Annotated in this window: 1 pseudogene; it reads left to right on the plus strand. The window is 24.2% G+C overall.

What is annotated here, in order from left to right:
- Window positions 1-310: pseudogene (locus GNY06_RS00160) on the plus strand (magnesium-translocating P-type ATPase); the annotation flags it as partial.

Here is a 310-nt window from a genome sequence, read left to right on the forward strand (position 1 = left end):
ATTACACCTTTATTATTACCAGTTATTTTATCTTCTACATTATCAAAAGGTGCTATTAAAATGTCAAAGAAAAAAACAATTGTAAAAAAACTCGATTCTATTCAAAGTTTTGGAGCAATGAATAATTTATGTACAGATAAAACAGGAACTTTAACAGAAGATAAAATTGTTTTAGAAAAATATTTAGATATTAACGGAGAAGAAGACTTAAGAATTTTAAAACATGCTTTTTTAAATTCCTATTTTCAAACAGGACTTAAAGGAAATATTGATGAAGCAGTAATCAATAGAGGATTACAAAATAATATGG

Source organism: Elizabethkingia argenteiflava (assembly GCF_009904105.1).
In the GTDB taxonomy this organism is placed as follows: domain Bacteria; phylum Bacteroidota; class Bacteroidia; order Flavobacteriales; family Weeksellaceae; genus Elizabethkingia; species Elizabethkingia argenteiflava.